The organism is Jatrophihabitans sp. (genome assembly GCF_036000465.1).
Classification (GTDB): Bacteria; Actinomycetota; Actinomycetes; order Mycobacteriales; family Jatrophihabitantaceae; genus Jatrophihabitans.
The window spans coordinates 359,284-374,612 of the sequence record NZ_DASYFV010000016.1; the positions used below are offsets into that span (position 1 = coordinate 359,284).

Consider the following 15,329-nt stretch of genomic DNA (forward strand, 5'->3'; position numbering starts at 1 on the left):
GGCTCGTGGTCAGGGCGATTCGACGTGAGCGGCTTCAGCGCGGGAGGCGCACGATGCTCACGGCCCACGGGACGTCGGCGGTCCACGGGTGCAGATCCCAGGTGGCGAAGCGGTGCTCGACGGTGAGCCCGAGGGCGGTCACGTCGGCGTCGAGCTCGGCCACGCCGTACTCCCGGTCGGTCGCGAAACCGAGCACGATCACACCGCCCGGACGCACGTGCGCGGACACCCGGGCCAGCACCTGCCGCTCCGATCCGGGCGCCACGTAGACCAGCACGTTGCCGGCGAGCACGGCGGCGTCGAAGGGGGGCCCGTCGAGATCGAGCGACGCGAGGTCGGCCAGCTCCCAGCGCGGGCCGGGATGGTCGGCCCGGGCGGCCTCGATCAGTACCGGGTCGACGTCCACGCCGACGACGTCGTGCCCGCGCGCGTGCAGCTCGGCACCGACCCGCCCGGGCCCGCAGCCGGCGTCGAGGATTCGGGCGGCCCGCCCGACCAGGACGTCCACCAACCGGGCCTCACCGACGAGGTCGGCACCGTCGGCGGCCATGCGCCGGAACCGGGCCACGTAGCCCGCCGAGTGGCGCTCGTCGTGCTCGGTGAACCAGCGTGGACGTTCGGTCATCAGCCGACCGTAGCGGCCGGTAGAGTCGTGGGCATGGCGCACTCAGGCGGTCGATGGCGGGCATAACGCCCCGTCCCGTACCCCTCTGATCGGAGCAGACCGCCATGACCTCCACGCACACCTCGTCCGCCGACGCCCGCGTCGCGACGCCCGACGCCACCGGCCACTTCGGCGAGTTCGGCGGCCGGTTCGTCCCCGAGGCGCTCGTCGCCGCGATCGACGACCTCACCGCCGCCTTCCACGCAACGCAGGCCGACCCCGAATTCCGGGCCGAGCTCGCCCGCCTGCACAAGGACTACACCGGACGACCCAGCCCGCTCACCGACGTGCCGAAGTTCGGCGCCCACGCCGGTGGCGCCCGGATCCTGCTCAAGCGCGAGGATCTCAACCACACCGGCTCCCACAAGATCAACAATGTGCTCGGGCAGGCCCTGCTGACGCAGCGCATCGGAAAGAAGCGGGTCATCGCCGAGACCGGCGCCGGTCAGCACGGCGTCGCCACCGCCACGGCCGCCGCGCTCATGGGCCTCGACTGCACCGTGTACATGGGTTCGGAGGACATCCGCCGCCAGGCCCTCAACGTCGCCCGCATGAAGCTGCTCGGCGCCGAGGTCGTCCCGGTGACGACCGGCTCGCGCACGCTGAAGGACGCCATCAACGAGGCGATGCGCGACTGGGTCACCAACGTCGAGACGACCAACTACGTGTTCGGCACCGCCGCCGGCCCGCACCCGTTCCCGATGCTGGTGCGCGAGTACCAGCGCATCATCGGCGACGAGGCCCGGGTCCAGGTGCTCGAGCGCATCGGCCGCCTGCCCGACGTCGTCGCCGCGTGCGTCGGTGGCGGCTCCAACGCCATCGGCATCTTCACCGCATTCATCGGCGACGAGGGTGTGCGTCTGGTCGGCCTCGAGGCGGCCGGCGACGGCGTCGAGACCGGCCGGCACGCCGCGTCCATCACCGGGGGAGTGCCCGGGGTGCTGCACGGCGCCCGCTCGTACCTGCTGCAGGACGACCAGGGTCAGACGATCGAGTCCCACTCGATCTCGGCCGGGCTCGACTACCCCGGTGTCGGGCCGGAGCACTCGTACCTGCACGACATCGGCCGGGCCGAGTACCGCCCGATCACCGACGCCCAGGCGATGGAGGCGTTCTCGCTGCTCGCCCGCACCGAGGGCATCATCCCGGCCATCGAGTCGGCCCACGCGCTCGCCGGCGCGCTCGTCCTCGGCCGCGAGCTCGGCCCCGACGCCGCGATCCTGGTCAACCTCTCCGGCCGAGGCGACAAGGACGTCGAGACCGCGACGGAGTACTTCGGCATGAACCTCGAGGGCGAGATCGAGGAACCAGCCGCCGAGACGACGCCGGAGAGCATCTCGTGAGCGCCGTCTCCGACGTCCTCGCCAAGTGCCGGGCCGACAACCGGGCGGCCCTCATCGGCTACCTGCCGGTCGGCTACCCGTCGGTCGACGAGTCGATCGAGGCGATCGTCGCGATGGTCGAGGGTGGCGTCGACATCGTCGAGGTCGGCGTGCCCTACAGCGACCCGGTGATGGACGGCCCGACCATCCAGGCCGCCGCCGAGCCGGCCGTTCGCGCCGGGGTCGGCATCAAGGACGCCCTGCGCGCGGTGGCCGCCGTCGCCGAGGCCGGTGCGGCCGCGGTGATCATGACCTATTGGAACCCGGTCGAGCGCTACGGCGTCGACCGTTTCGCCGCCGACCTCGCGGCGGCCGGCGGTTCGGGCGCGATCACCCCCGACCTCATCCCGGACGAGGCCGCCCGCTGGATCGCCGCGACCGACGCGCACGACCTCGACCGGATCTTCCTGGTCGCTCCGTCGTCGTCCGACGCCCGCATCGTGTCGACGGCAGCCGCCTCGCGCGGCTTCGTGTACGCCGCCGCGGTGATGGGCGTGACCGGCGCGCGGACGAGTGTCGACGACGCGGCGAGCGCGCTGGTCGGCCGCTTCCGCGCGCTGGCCCCGGACATCCCGGTCTGCGTCGGCCTGGGCGTCTCCGACGGCGACCAGGCCGCGCAGGTGGCCGGCTTCGCCGACGGCGTCATCGTCGGCTCGGCGCTCGTGCGCTGCCTGCTGGACGCGCCGAACGCGGATGGCATCGCCGCCGTCCGCGCCCTGGCCGCCGACCTCGCCGACGGCGTGCGTCGCCGCCACTAACCGTTGGCGATGGCCTTGAGCTGCGCGTAGCCGCCGTTGAAGCGGTCCTGGTCACCGGGGTAGCGACCGGAGTCCGCGCTCTGCCAGAAGGTGTAGTAGCTCCAGCCGTGCGGGAGCGGGCCGACGCTCGAGCTGTAGCGCGCCACCCACAGCGGGTTGGTCGTGCCGAAGCTGCCGGCCGTCCCGACGCACAGCGACCACCAGCTCGTCGACGTGTAGATGACGGGGTACACGTGCTCGCGGTAGTGGTAGCGGTTGCTGAAGTCACGGATCCAGGCGGCCATGCTCGCGTTCGTCCGGCCGTAGCAGGTGCCGCCGCTGTAGGGGTTGTACTCCAGGTCGACCGCGCCCGGCAGCGTCCGGCCGTCGCGTGACCAGCCGCCGCCGTGGCCGATGAAGTAGTCGGCCTGGGCCGAGCCGCTCGACTTGTTCGGCCGGGCGAAGTGGTACGCGCCGCGGACGAAGCCGGCGCGGTAGGAGCCGTTGTAGTTCGCCGCGAACGCGGAGTCGGTGTAGGAGACGCCCTCGGTCGCCTTGACGTAGACGAAGCGGGCGCCGTGCGAGTACTGCGTCGCATAGTCGATCGAGCCCTGGTAGTGCGACATGTCCATGCCGTTGACGACGTTCGTCGCCGCGGCCGGGCCGGCGCCGGCGACGATGCCGAGCGCGACCGTCGCGGTGGCGACGGCCGAGGCGGCGAGGGTGAACAGGGAGCGCTTCACGAGGTTCCTTCCGGGGTGGTTTGTCGGGTGCGCGACAAACATCACAGAAGGCCCTCAGGTCGGGAATGGGGACAACTTCCCCCGGCCCCTCAGGGCTCGAGCAGCAACTTCCCGGTCGTGGCCCGGCCCTCGAGATCGCGGTAGGCCCGGGCGACGTCGTCGAGCCGGTACCTCCCGCCGATCGCGATGGACAGGGTGCCTTCGAGGACGGCGGTGAGCACGTCGCCGGCCCGCTCCAGCAGCTCCTCGCGCGTCGCGGTGTAGTGCGCCAGGGTCGGCCGGGTCAGGAACAGCGACCCGCCGCGGTTGAGGCGCTGCGGGTCGACGGGTGGCACCGGACCGCTCGCCGCCCCGAACAGCGCGAGCGTGCCGCGCCGGCGCAAGGAGCCCATCGAGGCGTCGAAGGTCGCCTTCCCGACACCGTCGTAGGCGACGTGGACGCCGTCCGGCACGATCTCGCGGACCGCGGCGGCGAGCTCGTCGACCTCGTCGTAGCGGATGACGTGGTCGGCCCCGGCGGCGCTCGCGACGGCCACCTTCGCGGCGCTGCCCACGGTCGCGATCACCCGCGCCCCCTGGGCCTTCACCATCTGCACGAGCAACTGGCCCACGCCGCCGGCGGCGGCGTGCACCAGGACGTCGTCGCCCTCGCGCACCGGGTACGTCGAGTGCACCAGGTAGTGCGCGGTCATGCCCTGCAGCATCGCGGCGGCGGCGACGTCGCTCGCGACGCCGTCGGGCACCGGCACGGCCTTGGCCGCCTCGACCACGCTGACCGTGGCGTGGGTGCCGTGGCCCTCGGCGGTGGCCACGACGTCCCCGACCGAGACACCGTCGACGCCGTCGCCCACGGCCAGCACCTCGCCGGCGCATTCCATGCCCAGCCCGAACGGGGTCGTCCCCGGGTAGATGCCCTCGCGCTGGTAGACATCGATGAAGTTGACGCCCGACGCGGCGACGCGGACGAGCAGTTCACCCGCCCCGACGTGCGGCATCGGTCGGTCCTGCACCTCGAGCACGTCGACGTTCCCGTGCTCGGTGACGATCACTGCACGCATGTCCTCGGCCATGGGTCCCAACGTAGTGACCGACCCCCAGGTCGGGACAAGTACCGTGGGCGGGTGCAGGTGCTCGCCTCGATCCCCAGTCCCACCACCAGCGTGTGGCACATCGGTCCGTTCCCGATCCGCGCGTACGCCTTGTGCATCATCGCCGGCATCCTGGTCGCGATCAGCCTGACGACGCGGCGCTGGAAGGAACGCAACGGCAACCCCGACCATGTCTGGGACGTCGCGGGCTGGGCCGTGCTGTTCGGCATCATCGGCGGCCGGCTCTACCACGTCGTCTCCGATCCGGAGCTGTACTTCACCGCCGGCCGGCACCCGATCGACGCGCTCAAGATCTGGGACGGCGGTCTCGGCATCTGGGGCGCCGTGGCGCTCGGCACGCTCGGCGCCTGGATCGGCTGCCGTCGCCGGGGCATCAAGCTCGTCGTCTTCGCCGACGCCGCCGTTCCCGGCGTGGTCTTCGCCCAGGCCCTCGGCCGCTGGGGCAACTGGTTCAACAACGAGCTGTTCGGCTCGCCGACGAACCTGCCGTGGAAGCTCGAGATCCACGACCTGCAGGTCGGCGACGGTCACGCCCAGGCCTGCACGTTCGGCCGCATCGGCGCCCAGGTCTGCGGCTACTACCAGCCGACCTTCCTGTACGAGAGCATCTGGGACGTCTCGCTCGGGGTCGCGCTGATCCTGCTCGACCGCCGCCTGCGCCTCGGCCGCGGCAACGTGATGGCGCTCTACGTCATGGGCTACACCGTCGGACGGTTCTGGATCGAGGCCCTGCGCACCGACCACGCCAACCACATCCTCGGGTTGCGCCTCAACGACTGGACGTCCGTCGTCGTGTTCCTCGGCGGCCTGGCCTGGTTCCTGCGCCACGGCGGCTTCCACGCCGAGCGGGAGTCCACGCCCTACTACGACGTACCGGCCGATGACGCCCCCGACGAGCAGGAGGTGGGCGCGGATGTCGGACGAGACGATTGAGATCACCGGCGAGATCCACCACGACCACCGCGACGTCAGCGGCGGCTGGCTGCGTCCGACCGTCTTCGGGATGATGGACGGTCTGGTCTCGAACTTCGCCCTGATCGCCGGTATCGCCGGGGCGTCGGCCACCAGCAGCCAGGTGTCGCTGGCCGGGTTGGCCGGCCTCGTCGGCGGTGCGTTCTCGATGTCGACCGGCGAGTACCTGTCGGTGCAGAGTCAGAACGAGTCGACCCAGGCCGAGATCGACGTCGAGCGGCACGAGCTCATCCACAACGCCGCGGCCGAGCAGGCCGAGCTGGCCCAGATGTACGTCGAGCGCGGCGTCGACCGCGAGACCGCCCTGAAGGTCGCCGAGCAACTCTCCCGCGACCCCGACCAGGCGCTCATCATCCACGCGCAGGAGGAGCTGGGCGTCGACCCGCACCAGCTGCCCAGCCCGTGGACGGCCGCCTACTCCTCGCTCGCCTCCTTCAGCGTCGGCGCATTCATCCCGCTGCTGCCCTACCTGATGGGTGCGCACACGCTGTGGATCTCGGGCATCCTCAGCGTGCTGTCGCTGTTCGCCGCCGGCGCGGCCGCGGCCCGCTTCACCAGCCGGCCGTGGGTCTACGCGGGCAGCCGCCAACTTGTTCTCGGCGTGCTCGCGGCGGCGGTCACCTTCGGTGTCGGCACGCTGTTCCACGCCACTGTGGGTTAAGTGCCGCGGGGTAGGTGGCGCGACCGACACGCCGGCTCGACCCTTGTCAGACCGACCGGTCGGTCTCTAGGGTCGGCCGGGTGAGCGACCTTCCCGGAGTCGATGTCCCCGCCCTCACCCGCTGGCTCGACGAGCAGCACCCCGGCCTGCGCCAGGGTGAGCTCACCGGCGAGGTGGTGGCCGGCGGCAAGTCGAACCTGACCTACCGCATCACCGACGGCACCTCCACCTGGGCGATGCGCCGCCCGCCGCTGGCCCACGTGCTGCCGACGGCCCACGACATGGTTCGCGAGTTCCGCGTCATCAACGCGCTCGCGCCGACCGAGGTGCCGGTGCCGCAGGCGGTCGCGCTGTGCGACGACAAGGACGTCATCGGGGCGTCGTTCTACCTGATGGGCTTCGTCGACGGTGTCGTGCTCGACAAGCCCGACCTGCTGGCGGAGCTCGACCCGGCCGACGCCAAGCACTGCTGCGAGCTGCTGATGGACACGCTCGTCACGCTGCACGAGGTCGACCCGGCTGCGGTCGGGCTGGCCGAGTTCGGCCGCCCCGAGGGCTTCCTGGCCCGCCAGCTCAAGCGCTGGCACGGCCAGTGGCAGGCCTCGGAGACCGAGCCGCGTGAGGAACTCGGCCGCCTCGTCGAGCGTCTCGGCGCCACCATGCCCGAGCAGTCGGCGCCGGCCATCGTGCACGGCGACTACCGGCTCACCAACGTCATGTTCGCGCCCGGGCTCGACCGCATCGCGGCCGTCGTCGACTGGGAGATGGCCACCCTCGGCGACCCGCTCACCGATGTCGGGCTGCTCGTCGTCTACCAGAGCCTGTCCGCCTCGGACGATCTCGTGATGCCGATGATGAAGCCCGAGCGCGGCTTCCTCACCGCGGACGCGATGGTCGAGCGCTACGCCCGCAGCTCGCCGCGCGATCTCGGCGACCTCGACTGGTACGTCGCCTTCGGCTACTTCAAGCTCGCCGTCGTCTCCGAGGGCATCCACAACCGCTACCTCGCCGGCAAGACGGTCGGCGCCGGGTTCGACCACTTCGGCCGCTCGGTGCCGCTGCTGCTCGGCTACGCCCTGGACCGGCTCAGCGGTCGTTGACCGCCGCCCCAACCCCGATCGATCGGAGCACGATGGACTTCGCACACAGTGAGCGCTCGCTCGAACTGCAGGACACCGTGTCCCGCTTCCTCGACGAGCACGTCTACCCGGCCGAGGCCGAGTTCCACGAGCAGGAGGCCGCGTTCCGGGCGGCGGGCGATCCGTTCCGCACCCCGGCCGTGCTCACCGGGCTCAAGGAGACGGCCCGGGCCCAGGGCCTGTGGAACCTGTTCCTGCCCGACGCCGAGCACGGCGCCGGGCTGTCGGTGCTCGAGTACGCGCCGATCGCCGAGCTCTCCGGCCGCTCGCCGATGATCGCCCCCGAGTCGATGAACTGCTCGGCCCCGGACACCGGCAACATGGAGTTGCTGGCCATGTTCGCCACGCCGGGACAGACGACGCAGTGGCTCGAGCCGCTGCTGAACGCCGAGATCCGCTCCTGCTTCTCGATGACCGAGCCGGCCGTCGCGTCGTCCGACGCCTCGAACATCGCAGCCACGATCACCCCCGACGGCGACAGCTACGTCGTCAACGGTCGCAAGTGGTGGTCGACCGGCGCGATGCGGCCGGAGTGCAAGGTCGCGATCGTCATGGGTGTCAGCGACCCCGACGCGGCGAAGTACGCGCGGCACTCGATGATCCTGGTGCCGCTGGACAGCCCCGGCGTCACGATCGAGCGGTCGACGACGGTCTTCGGCTACGACGACGGCCCGCACGGCGGGCACGGCGTCATCCACTACGACAACGTCCGGGTGCCGGCCACGAACCTGCTCGGCCCCCAGGGCGGCGGCTTCATGATGGCCCAGGCCCGCCTCGGTCCCGGCCGCATCCACCACTGCATGCGCTCCCTCGGCATGGCCGAGCGCGCGCTCGAGCTCATGTGCACCCGCGCCTCGTCGCGCACCGCCTTCGGCCAGCCGATCGCCAACCAGGGTGTGGTGCAGGAGTGGATCGCCGAATCGCGCCTGGCCATCAACCAGGCCCGGCTGCTGGTGCTCAACGCCGCCTGGCTGATCGACACCGTCGGCGCCCGCAAGGCCCGCACCGAGATCGCAGCCATCAAGGTGGCCGCGCCCCGGGCGGCGTCGTTCGTCCTCGACAAGGCGATCCAGGCCCACGGCGCCGCCGGTGTCTCCGGCGACGTGCCGCTGGCGGCGATGTGGGCCGGACTGCGCACCCTGCACCTCGCCGACGGCCCGGACGAGGTGCACCTGCGCTCGATCGCCCGCGAGGAACTGCGCCGCCACGCGCCGGTGACGTGACCGCACCGTCGGCCGTGCGTGACCGCGTCCTCGACGCGGCGGTCGAGCTCTTCGCCCAACAGGGCTACGACGGCACCTCGGTGGCCCAGGTGGTGGCGCGGGCCGGCGTTGCGAAGGGCGGCTTCTACCATCACTTCGCGAGCAAGGAGGCGCTGCTCTACGAGGTGTACGGCGACCTCATCACCCGCCAGCTCGCGGTGATGGACGACCTCGTGGCCCGGGGCCGTCCGGCGGCCGAGACGCTGCGCGCGCTCATCGTCGACCTCGTCACCTCGACCGCCGCCAGTGCACGGCAGGCCCTGGTGTTCGGACGCGAGATGCACCGGCTCGGCGACGAGCGCACCGAGCAGTACCGCCGCGAGCGGCGCCGCTACCACGACACCGTGAAGCAGCTGATCGCCGACGGGCAGGCGTCGGGGGAGTTCGCCCCGGTGGCCTCGGCCGACACCGTCACCTTCACCATCTTCGGCGTCGTCAACGAGCTGCCGCTGTGGTACTCGCCCGACGGTCGCAAGCGGCCCGCGGAACTCGGCGACGAGCTCGCCGACTTCGTCCTGGCCGGCCTGGCGCCGCCCGCGACACCGTCCCCCGAGAAGACAAGGACACCTGCATGAGCAACCGCTGGGGCCTGACCATCCCGCTGACCGGGGTGCCGCTGCTCGAGCACGCCGAGATCATCCGGGCGCTGCCCGATCTCGGCTACACCGACGTGTGGTCGGCCGAGACGAACGGCACCGACGCGTTCACGCCGCTCGCGCTCGCCGCCTCGTGGGAGCCGACGCTGCGCCTGGGCACCGCGATCGTGCCGGTCTACACCCGGGGGCCGGCCCTGATCGCGATGTCGGCCGGCGCGCTCGCCGCCGCGGCTCCGGGACGCTTCGTGCTCGGCCTCGGCGCGTCCAGCCCGGTCATCGTCGGGCAGTGGAACGCCATCCCGTTCACCGAGCCGTACAAACGCACCCGCGACGTCCTGCGCACCACCCGCGCGGCGCTGGCGGGGGAGCGGGTCGACGGCGAGTTCGACACCTTCAGCATCAAGCGGTTCAAGCTCGAGCAGGCGCCGGCCGAGCCGCCCCGCATCGTCCTGGCCGCGCTGCGCCCGCAGATGCTGCGCCTGGCCGGGCGCGAGGCCGACGGCGCGATCCTGAACTGGCTGGCCTCCTACGACGTCGCCCAGTGCCTGGCCGAGGTCGACAACGCCGACGCCGAGGTCGTCGCCCGCATCTTCGTCTGCCCGACCGAGGACACCGAGTTCGCCCGCAACGTCGGTCGCTTCGCGATCTCGAGCTACCTCACCGTGCCGGCCTACGCCAAGTTCCACGACTGGCTCGGCCGGGGTGACGTGCTCGAGCCGATGCACGACGCCTGGGCCGCGGGCGACCGCAAGGCCGCCTTCGCCGCGGTGCCGGACCAGGTCGTCGACGACCTGGTGCTGCACGGCAGCCCCGAGTCGTGCCGCGACCAGGTGCAGGCCTACGCCGACGCCGGGGTCAAGACGCCGGTCATCGCCCTGCTGCCGACCCCGGACGGACCACCGAACCTCGACCTGCTCGCCAAGCTCGCCCCGGAGGCCTGACCCATGGACATCAAGGATTCGGTCGCCGTCGTCACCGGCGGCGCCAGCGGGATCGGGGCGGCGCTCGCTCGCCGGTTCGCCGCGGACGGCGCCCGCAACGTCGTCGTGGTCGACCGCGACCTGGCCAAGGCCCAGTCCGTCGCCGACGAGGTCGGTGGCGTGGCCGAGTGCATCGACGTCACCGACGCCGCCGCGGTCAACGGCCTGGTCGAGCGGACGATCGCCCGCGACGGCGCGATCGACCTGTTCTGCTCGAACGCGGGCATCACCACCGGCGTCGCGCTCGACGACCCCGACGACCTGTGGCACCGCGCCTTCGAGGTCAACACGATGGCCCACGTCTACGCCGCGCGGGCGGTGCTGCCCGCGATGCTCGAGCGGGGCCGCGGCTACCTGCTCCAGACCGCGTCGGCCGCCGGCCTGCTCACCTCGCCCGGCGACGCCCCGTACGCCGTCACCAAGCACGGCGCCGTCGCGTTCGCCGAGTGGCTCTCGGTCACCTACGGGGCGCAGGGCATCGGCGTCAGCGTGCTCTGCCCGATGGGGGTGTCCACCCCGCTGCTCATGGATCCGCTGGCCGCGGGGGAGCCCGGCGCCCAGGCCGTCGCCGCCTCGGGCGAGATCCTCACCGCCGAACAGGTGGCCGACACCGTGGCCGCCGGCCTCGCCGAGGAGAGGTTCCTGATCCTGCCCCATCCGCAGGTCGGTACGTTCTGGGCGCAGAAGGCGTCCGATCCGGACCGCTGGCTCGCCGGCGTCCGTCGACTCGTCAACCGCTAGATCACTTCGAAAGGAACGCACATGCCAGGAGTTCAGGACCGCGTCGCGCTCGTCACCGGAGCCGCGCAGGGCATCGGCGCCGCCATCGCGGCGCGCCTCGCCGCCGACGGCGCCAAGGTCGGCGTGCTCGACCTGCAGCAAGAGGCCGCCCAGGCCGTGGCCGACGAGATCACCGCCGCCGGTGGCACCGCGATCGGCCTCGGGGCCGACGTCTCCAAGCGCGATCAGGTGCAGGCCGCCGTCGACACGCTCGTCGGCGAGTACGGCGGGCTGCACATCCTGATCAACAACGCCGGGGTCCTGCGCGACAACCTGCTGTTCAAGATGACCGACGACGACTGGACGATGGTCATGGAGGTGCACCTGCGCGGCGCGTTCCTGTGCAGCCAGATCGCCCAGAAGCACATGGTCGAGGCCAAGTACGGGCGCATCGTCTGCATGTCGTCGACCTCGGCGCTCGGCAACCGCGGCCAGTCGAACTACTCGACGGCCAAGGCGGGCCTGCAGGGGCTGGCCAAGACGCTCGCCATCGAGCTCGGCCCGTTCGGCGTCACATCCAACGCCATCGCCCCCGGCTTCATCGAGACGGCGATGACGAAGGCGACCGCCGAGCGCACCGGAACCACCATCGAGGCGATGCGCGAGGCGGTCGCGGCCGCCGTGCCGGTGCGGCGCGGCGGCGTCCCGGACGACATCGCGAACACCGTCGCGTTCTTCGCCGGCGAGGAGTCGGGCTACGTCACCGGCCAGGTCATCTACGTCGACGGCGGTCGCGGCCTGCTCTGACCTGCCCGAACCCGGACCGGACGCGCGGCGGCGCGGCCGCACCTATCCCCCGCGGACCGGTGCGACCGCGTCGCGGTCAATATAGGGGATCCGACCGGCGGATCGGGGGAGGAAAGGTCCCTGCTCCGCGGGCCGCTCGTCGGGAAGTTCCGACTCGCCGCCCGGCGTCGATCCGGTTACGTTGGCGGCGCCCGGACGACGGCCTACCCCGGAGGACCTGCGTGGACGCGTATCCCGAGATCGTGGTCGGCACCGACGGCAGCGACGCCGGCACCCAGGCCGTCCGGCTGGCGGCGGGCGTGGCCGGTGCGCTGGCCGCGCCCCTGTCGGTCGTCTCGGCCTGGACCGGGTCCGGGCCGGACGCCTACCTCGGCGCGTCCACCGTGACCGAGGCGGCCGAGACGGTGGCCCGCTCGCTCGGCGTGGCCGAGGTGCGCCGTATGGAACCCGGGGCATCCGGCGCGCCGGCCGACGCGCTGATCGACATCGTCCGGGAACGCCTCGAATGCCTGCTCGTCGTGGGCGACCGCGGCGTCGACAGCGACGGCGAGCGATTCGGCGGCAACACCGCCCACCAGCTCGCCCACCACAGCCCGGTCGACCTGCTGCTGGCCGTGGCCGGTCGCGCGGCCGAGCTGCGCCGCATCGCCACCACGACCGACGGCTCGTCCACGGCCAACCGCGGGGTCTACAAGGGCGTCGCCCTTGCCCGGGCGCTCGGCGTCGTGCCCGACATCGTCACCGTCGCGAGGACGGACGAGGAGGGGGCGGCGGCCCTCGATTCCGTGGTCGACGATCTGACCCGCCGCGGTATCGAGTTCAGGTCCAGAGTTGTCCACGCCGGCCTGGGCCAGGTCGCGCGCACTATCGTCGAGGTGGGCGACGAGTACGACCTGCTCGTGATCGGCAACCGCGGTCTGAGCGGCCCGTCGCGGCTGATGGGCTCGGTCTCCAACCGCATCGCGCACAACCTCTCGACCAACCTGCTGATCGCGCTCACCGTGGTCTGACGGCTGCGGGCCGCCGCGGCCGGGCACGTACCCTGGGCTGGTCCGTCCGCCGACTGCTCCACCCGGCCGCCTGCTCCGACCGCGAAGGATCGCCCGTGTTCGACACGCTCTCCGACCGCCTGTCCGCGGTATTCACCAACCTGCGGGGCAAGGGACGGCTGTCCGAGGCGGACATCGACGCGACGGCGCGCGAGATCCGGATCGCCCTGCTCGAGGCCGACGTCGCCCTGGTCGTGGTGCGCAAGTTCATCGCCCAGATCAAGGAGCGGGCCCGCGGGGCGGAGGTCTCGCAGGCGCTGAACCCGGCGCAACAGGTCATCAAGATCGTCAACGAGGAACTCATCGAGATCCTCGGCGGTGAGACCCGCCGGCTGCAGTACGCCAAGCAACCGCCGACGGTGCTCATGCTGGCCGGCCTGCAGGGTGCCGGTAAGACGACGCTCGCCGGCAAGCTCGCCCACTGGCTGCGCGAGCAGGGGCACACGCCCCTGCTGGTGGCCTGTGACCTGCAGCGTCCGAACGCGGTGAACCAGCTGCAGGTGGTCGGCCAGCGCGCCGGCGTCGCCACCTACGCCCCCCAGCCGGGCAACGGCGTCGGTGACCCGGTGCAGGTGGCCCGCGACTCGATCGACTTCGCCCGCCGCGCGCAGCACGACATGGTCATCGTCGACACCGCCGGCCGCCTGGGCATCGACGCCGAGATGATGCAGCAGGCCGCCGACATACGGGCGGCGGTCGAGCCGCAGGAGGTGCTGTTCGTCGTCGACGCGATGGTCGGCCAGGACGCCGTGAACACGGCCGAGGCGTTCCAGAGCGGCGTCGGCTTCACCGGCGTGGTGCTCACCAAGCTCGACGGCGACGCTCGCGGTGGTGCCGCGCTGTCGGTGCGCGAGGTGACCGGCCAGCCGATCATGTTCGCGTCCAACGGCGAGAAGCTCGAGGACTTCGACGTCTTCCACCCTGACCGGATGGCGTCACGCATCCTCGGCATGGGCGACATGCTCACCCTGATCGAGCAGGCGCAGAAGAGCTTCGACGAGGACGAGGCCGAGAAGATGGCCGCGAAACTCGCGGCCGGCAACCAGTTCACCCTCGAGGATTTCCTCGACCAGCTGATGGCGATCCGCAAGATGGGCCCGATCGGCAACATCCTCGGGATGCTGCCCGGCATGGGCCAGATGAAGGAAGCCATCTCCCAGGTCGACGACAAGGATCTCGACCGCACCGCGGCGATCATCCGCTCGATGACCCCGGCCGAACGCGAGAACCCGAAGATGATCAACGGCTCGCGTCGGCTGCGCATCGCGAACGGCTCCGGCGTCAAGGTCAACGAGGTCAACCAGCTCGTCGACCGGTTCTTCGAGGCCCGCAAGATGATGGGCCAGATGAGCGGCATGATCCCCGGCATGCGCAAGCGTTCGGCGACCAAGTCCTCCAAGAACAAGCGCAAGAACGCCAAGGGCAAGAAGGGCGGCCGGGGCCCGACGCAGCCGCGCATGCCCGCGGGATTCCCGGGCGGATTCCCCGGTGGGATGCCCGGTGGGATGCCCGGCGGGATGCCGCAGCTGCCGCCCGGTCAGTTGCCGCCCGGCATGGACGAGCTGCCGGACCTGTCCAAGCTCAAGTTCCCCAAGCAGTAGCGGTCGTGCAGGACGCGCCGGCGGGCGTCGGGCCCGCGCTCGGCGGCTGAGCGGTCAGCCCGACACCGGTTCGCGCAGCGAATCGGCGACGTGCGCCGGCACGACGTCCAACCGCGCGAAGCGCCGGGTGAACCGGCCGGTGCCCGCGGTCAGCGAGCGCAGCGTGATCGGGTAGCGGACCAGCTCGGCATCGGGCACCTCGGCGTGCACCACCGTGCGTTCCATCCCGACCGGGGCGGTCTCGTCGGGAACGGTGCCGGTGACCCGCCCGCGGCGGCCGGACAGGTCGGACATGACGGCGCCGACGTGGGCGTCGGGCACGGTGATGTCGACCGCCGCGATCGGTTCGAGCAGCGCCGGGCCCGCGTTCGGGGCGGCGTCCTTGACCGCGAGGGCCCCGGCGGTCTGGAACGCGGCGTCCGAGGAATCGACGCTGTGTGCCTTGCCGTCGAGCAGGGTCACCCGCACGTCCACGACCGGGATGTGGTCGTGGCCCAGACCTTGTGCCAGCTGGGCCCGCACCCCCTTCTCCACCGAGCTGATGAACTGCGACGGCACCGCGCCGCCGACGACCTTCTCGGCGAACTCGACACCCGTGCCGCGGGGCAGCGGCTCCACCTCGACGTCGCACACCGCGTACTGCCCGTGCCCGCCGGACTGCTTGACCTGCCGGCCGTGGCCCACCGCCCGCGCCGTCAACGTCTCGCGAAGCGCGATGCGCAGCGGCACCGTCTCTACGTGCGCGCCGGTCGCGCGCAGCCGCTCGAGAGCGACGTCGGCGTGCGCCTCGCCGAGGCACCACAGGACGAGCTGGCCGGTGTCCTGATGCCGTTCGACCCGCAGCGTCGGGTCGCCGGCAGTCAGCCGTCCCAGCGCCTTCGCGAGCGCATCCTCGTCGGCACGCGTG

At 71.8% G+C, this 15,329-nt stretch carries 15 protein-coding genes and 1 pseudogene; 12 read left to right on the forward strand and 4 right to left on the reverse strand.

Translation table 11 applies throughout. The features are described from left to right. Positions 1–34 precede the first annotated feature (34 nt). Positions 35–625: a class I SAM-dependent methyltransferase gene (locus VGN18_RS07530; RefSeq protein WP_327539046.1), complete on the reverse strand. Its 591-nt coding sequence runs from the start codon at positions 623–625 to the stop codon at positions 35–37. Between the two features lie 104 nt (positions 626–729). Here VGN18_RS07530 and trpB point away from each other — a divergent pair, with 104 nt between their 5' ends. Together trpB and trpA are read left to right on the forward strand one after the other, a co-directional pair. Further along, positions 730–2,007 carry a tryptophan synthase subunit beta gene (gene trpB / locus VGN18_RS07535; RefSeq protein ID WP_327539047.1) on the forward strand — a complete coding sequence of 426 codons (1,278 nt, stop codon included), beginning with the start codon at positions 730–732 and terminating at the stop codon, positions 2,005–2,007. Then, complete coding sequence (gene trpA, locus VGN18_RS07540; protein ID WP_327539048.1) at positions 2,004–2,804, forward strand: tryptophan synthase subunit alpha; 801 nt, start codon at positions 2,004–2,006, stop codon at positions 2,802–2,804. Before trpB ends, trpA begins: the two co-directional genes overlap by 4 nt. Here trpA and VGN18_RS07545 read toward each other — a convergent pair. Together VGN18_RS07545 and VGN18_RS07550 are read right to left on the reverse strand one after the other, a co-directional pair. Continuing rightward, positions 2,801–3,526, reverse strand: coding sequence for a lysozyme (locus tag VGN18_RS07545; protein ID WP_327539049.1), 726 nt, complete (start codon positions 3,524–3,526; stop codon positions 2,801–2,803). The genes trpA and VGN18_RS07545 overlap by 4 nt on opposite strands. Positions 3,527–3,615: 89 nt before the next feature. After that, positions 3,616–4,596, reverse strand: a complete 981-nt coding sequence (locus VGN18_RS07550; RefSeq protein WP_327539050.1) for a quinone oxidoreductase — start codon at positions 4,594–4,596, stop codon at positions 3,616–3,618. Positions 4,597–4,647: 51 nt separating this feature from the next. Between VGN18_RS07550 and lgt the strand changes: the two genes are divergently transcribed. The 10 genes from lgt (at position 4,648) to ffh (ending at position 14,422) form a co-directional block, all read left to right on the forward strand. Continuing rightward, entirely contained in the window at positions 4,648–5,568 is a 921-nt protein-coding gene (gene lgt / locus VGN18_RS07555; RefSeq protein WP_327539051.1) for a prolipoprotein diacylglyceryl transferase, read from the forward strand. Next, positions 5,549–6,268, forward strand: a complete 720-nt coding sequence (locus VGN18_RS07560) for a VIT1/CCC1 transporter family protein (RefSeq protein ID WP_327539052.1) — start codon at positions 5,549–5,551, stop codon at positions 6,266–6,268. Before lgt ends, VGN18_RS07560 begins: the two co-directional genes overlap by 20 nt. An 80-nt stretch (positions 6,269–6,348) precedes the next feature. Continuing rightward, positions 6,349–7,368 carry a phosphotransferase family protein gene (locus VGN18_RS07565; protein ID WP_327539053.1) on the forward strand — a complete coding sequence of 340 codons (1,020 nt, stop codon included), beginning with the start codon at positions 6,349–6,351 and terminating at the stop codon, positions 7,366–7,368. A 32-nt stretch (positions 7,369–7,400) separates the two neighbouring features. After that, positions 7,401–8,630: an acyl-CoA dehydrogenase family protein gene (locus VGN18_RS07570; RefSeq protein WP_327539054.1), complete on the forward strand. Its 1,230-nt coding sequence runs from the start codon at positions 7,401–7,403 to the stop codon at positions 8,628–8,630. Then, positions 8,627–9,244: a TetR/AcrR family transcriptional regulator gene (locus VGN18_RS07575; protein ID WP_327539055.1), complete on the forward strand. Its 618-nt coding sequence runs from the start codon at positions 8,627–8,629 to the stop codon at positions 9,242–9,244. The genes VGN18_RS07570 and VGN18_RS07575 overlap by 4 nt, the downstream gene beginning before the upstream one ends. Continuing rightward, entirely contained in the window at positions 9,241–10,206 is a 966-nt protein-coding gene (locus tag VGN18_RS07580; RefSeq protein WP_327539056.1) for an LLM class F420-dependent oxidoreductase, read from the forward strand. The genes VGN18_RS07575 and VGN18_RS07580 overlap by 4 nt, the downstream gene beginning before the upstream one ends. Positions 10,207–10,209: 3 nt before the next feature. Then, positions 10,210–10,986 (forward strand): SDR family oxidoreductase, encoded by a 777-nt coding sequence (locus VGN18_RS07585; RefSeq protein ID WP_327539057.1) that lies wholly within the window; start codon positions 10,210–10,212, stop codon positions 10,984–10,986. 21 nt (positions 10,987–11,007) lie between these two features. Next, a complete protein-coding gene (locus VGN18_RS07590; RefSeq protein ID WP_327539058.1) occupies positions 11,008–11,772 on the forward strand; it encodes an SDR family NAD(P)-dependent oxidoreductase in 765 nt (254 codons plus the stop codon). A gap of 221 nt (positions 11,773–11,993) precedes the next feature. Then, complete coding sequence (locus VGN18_RS07595) at positions 11,994–12,782, forward strand: universal stress protein (protein WP_327539059.1); 789 nt, start codon at positions 11,994–11,996, stop codon at positions 12,780–12,782. Positions 12,783–12,877: 95 nt separating this feature from the next. Further along, positions 12,878–14,422, forward strand: a complete 1,545-nt coding sequence (gene ffh, locus VGN18_RS07600) for a signal recognition particle protein (protein WP_327539060.1) — start codon at positions 12,878–12,880, stop codon at positions 14,420–14,422. A 54-nt stretch (positions 14,423–14,476) separates the two neighbouring features. On the opposite strand, the pseudogene VGN18_RS07605 reads toward ffh, so the two are convergent. Continuing rightward, positions 14,477–15,329, reverse strand: a pseudogene (locus tag VGN18_RS07605) (elongation factor G-like protein EF-G2); the annotation flags it as partial.